The following is a 2,821-nucleotide window of genomic DNA, read 5'->3' as shown; positions in this document are numbered from 1 at the left end:
GAGGAGCTCAACCAGCGCAAGCTGGCCGCCGACTACCCGGTCATCCTCGGCGGCGCCGCCCTCACCCGCGCCTACGTCGAACAGGACCTCCACGAGATCTACGAAGGCGAAGTCCGCTACGCCCGCGACGCCTTCGAAGGCCTGCGCCTGATGGACGCCCTGATGGGGGTCAAGCGCGGAGTCCCCGGAGCGGAGCTCCCGCCCCTGAAGCAGCGCCGCGTCCCCAAGCGGGACACCCCCCTCCTCCTCCCGGCGGAACCCGAGGAGGGCGGCCGCTCCGACGTGGCCGTCGACAACCCGGTCCCGGCTCCGCCGTTCTGGGGCACCCGCGTGGTCAAGGGCATCCCGCTCAAGGACTACGCCTCCTGGCTCGACGAGAGCGCCCTGTTCAAGGGCCAGTGGGGCCTGAAGGCCGCCGACACCATCGAAACGGACGGCCGGCCCCGGCTGCGCGGCTGGCTCGACCGGCTGCACACGGACGGACTGCTCGAAGCGGCCGTCGTGCACGGCTACTTCCCCTGCGTGTCCAAGGGCGACGACCTGATCATCCTCGACGAGTTCGGCGGGGAGCGGACCCGCTTCACCTTCCCGCGCCAGCGCCGCGGCCGCCGCCTGTGCCTCGCGGACTTCTTCCGCCCCGAGGAGTCGGGCGAGACCGACGTCGTCGGCCTCCAGGTCGTCACCGTCGGCAGCCGCATCGGGGAGGAGACGGCCCGGCTCTTCGCCGCCGACGCCTACCGCGAGTACATGGAACTGCACGGGCTCTCCGTCCAGCTGGCCGAGGCCCTCGCCGAGTACTGGCACGCCCGCGTCCGCGCCGAGCTGGGCATCGCCGGGACGGACCCCGCCTCCATGGACGGCATGTTCCGCACCGAGTACCAGGGCTGCCGCTACTCGCTCGGCTACCCCGCCTGCCCCGACCTGGAGGACCGGGCGAAGATCGCCGACCTCCTGCGGCCGGAGCGGATCGGCGTCCACCTGTCCGAGGAGTTCCAGCTCCACCCGGAGCAGTCCACCGACGCGATCGTCATCCACCACCCCGCGGCCACGTACTTCAACGCACGCTGAGCACGCTGACACCGGAAGGAAACGATCCCTTGGCAGCCGTCATCGCAGAACGCCCCACCGAACGTCCCACCGAACGCCCCACCGAACGCCCCACCCTCGTCCGGCTCCGCCCGGCCGCGCGGCCCGGTGTGCGCGAGATCCTGGCCAGCGGCCGGCGCTCGTACTCCTTCGAGTTCTTCCCGCCCAAGACCGAGGCGGGCGAACGCACCCTGTGGAACGCGATCCGCCGCATCGAGGCCTTCGCCCCGTCCTTCGTGTCCGTCACCTACGGGGCGGGCGGCTCCTCCCGGGACCGCACCGTCGAGGTCACCAAGCGGATCGCCGCCGAGACGACCCTGCGCCCGGTCGCGCACCTGACGGCGGTCGGCCACTCCCGGGCCGAGCTGCGCCACATCATCGGCCAGTACGCCGACGCGGGCATCCGCGACGTGCTCGCCCTGCGCGGCGACCCGCCGGGCGACCCGAAGGGCGTGTGGACCCCGCATCCGCAGGGCTTCACGCACGCCCACGAGCTGGTCAGCATGATCCGCAAGCTGGGCGACTTCAGCGTGGGCGTGGCCGCGTTCCCCGAACGGCACCCGCGCTCGCCGGGCTGGACGGAGGACGTCCGGCACTTCGCCGCCAAGTGCAGGGCGGGCGCCGACTACGCCATCACGCAGATGTTCTTCCACGTCGAGGACTACCTGCGGCTGCGCGACCGGCTCGACTCGGTGGGCTGCCTGACCCCGGTGATCCCCGAGATCATGCCCGCCACCGACGCGCGCCAGATCCGCCGCTTCGCCGAACTGAGCGACGCCCGCTTCCCCGACGCCCTGGCCCGCCGCCTGGAGGCCGCGCAGGACAACCCTGCCGACGGCCACAAGGTGGGCGTGGAGTACGCGACCGCGATGGCCCAGCGGCTGCTGGCCGAAGGCGCCCCGGGCCTCCACTACATCACCCTCAACCGCTCCACCGCGACGCTCGAGATCCATCAGAACCTGGGCGTCACCCCTTAGCCCCGCCATCCACCACCGGAGTACGTCACCATGACCAGCCAGACCCCTGCCGATTTCACGGACTACAAGGTCGCCGACATCACCCTCGCGGAGTTCGGCCGCAAGGAGATCACCCTCGCCGAGCACGAGATGCCCGGCCTGATGTCGATCCGCGCCGAGTACGCCGCCACGCAGCCCCTCGCCGGCGCGCGGATCACCGGCTCCCTGCACATGACCGTGCAGACCGCCGTCCTGATCGAGACCCTGGTAGCCCTCGGCGCGGAGGTCCGCTGGGTCTCCTGCAACATCTACTCCACCCAGGACCACGCGGCCGCCGCGATCGCCGCCGCCGGCATCCCCGTCTTCGCCTGGAAGGGCGAGACGCTGGAGGAGTACTGGTGGTGCACGGAGCAGGCGCTGACCTGGCCGGGCCACGCGGGACCCAACATGATCCTCGACGACGGCGGTGACGCCACCCTCCTCGTCCACAAGGGCGTCGAGTACCAGAAGGCCGGCGCCGTCCCGGACCCGGCCACCGCCGACAACGAGGAAATGGCCCTCGTCCTGCGCCTGCTGGCCGACAGCACCATCGACTGGACCACGCTCGCCGCCGGAATCCGCGGCGTGACGGAGGAGACCACGACGGGCGTGCACCGCCTGTACGAGATGCACCAGGCGGGCCAGCTCCTCTTCCCGGCGATCAACGTGAACGACGCCGTGACGAAGTCGAAGTTCGACAACAAGTACGGCTGCCGGCACTCCCTGATCGACGGCATCAA

The 2,821-nt window shown here is 71.3% G+C and carries 3 protein-coding genes; all 3 read left to right on the top strand.

Annotated elements, in window-relative coordinates:
• Nucleotides 1–1,068, top strand: a 1,068-nt coding sequence (locus ACZ6I1_RS34975) for a vitamin B12 dependent-methionine synthase activation domain-containing protein (RefSeq protein WP_469293162.1), incomplete at its 5' end; no start/stop codon positions are given.
• A 128-nt stretch (nucleotides 1,069–1,196) separates the two neighbouring features.
• Nucleotides 1,197–2,063, top strand: coding sequence for a methylenetetrahydrofolate reductase [NAD(P)H] (gene metF / locus ACZ6I1_RS34970; protein ID WP_469293164.1), 867 nt, complete (start codon nucleotides 1,197–1,199; stop codon nucleotides 2,061–2,063).
• Nucleotides 2,064–2,093: 30 nt separating this feature from the next.
• Nucleotides 2,094–2,821: adenosylhomocysteinase (locus ACZ6I1_RS34965; RefSeq protein ID WP_469293160.1), on the top strand; the 728-nt coding region annotated here is incomplete at its 3' end.

The organism is Streptomyces sp. NPDC046303, assembly GCF_055588085.1.
The sequence above is the reverse complement of the archived record's forward strand: the minus strand, read 5'-3'. Positions and strand labels throughout refer to the sequence as shown.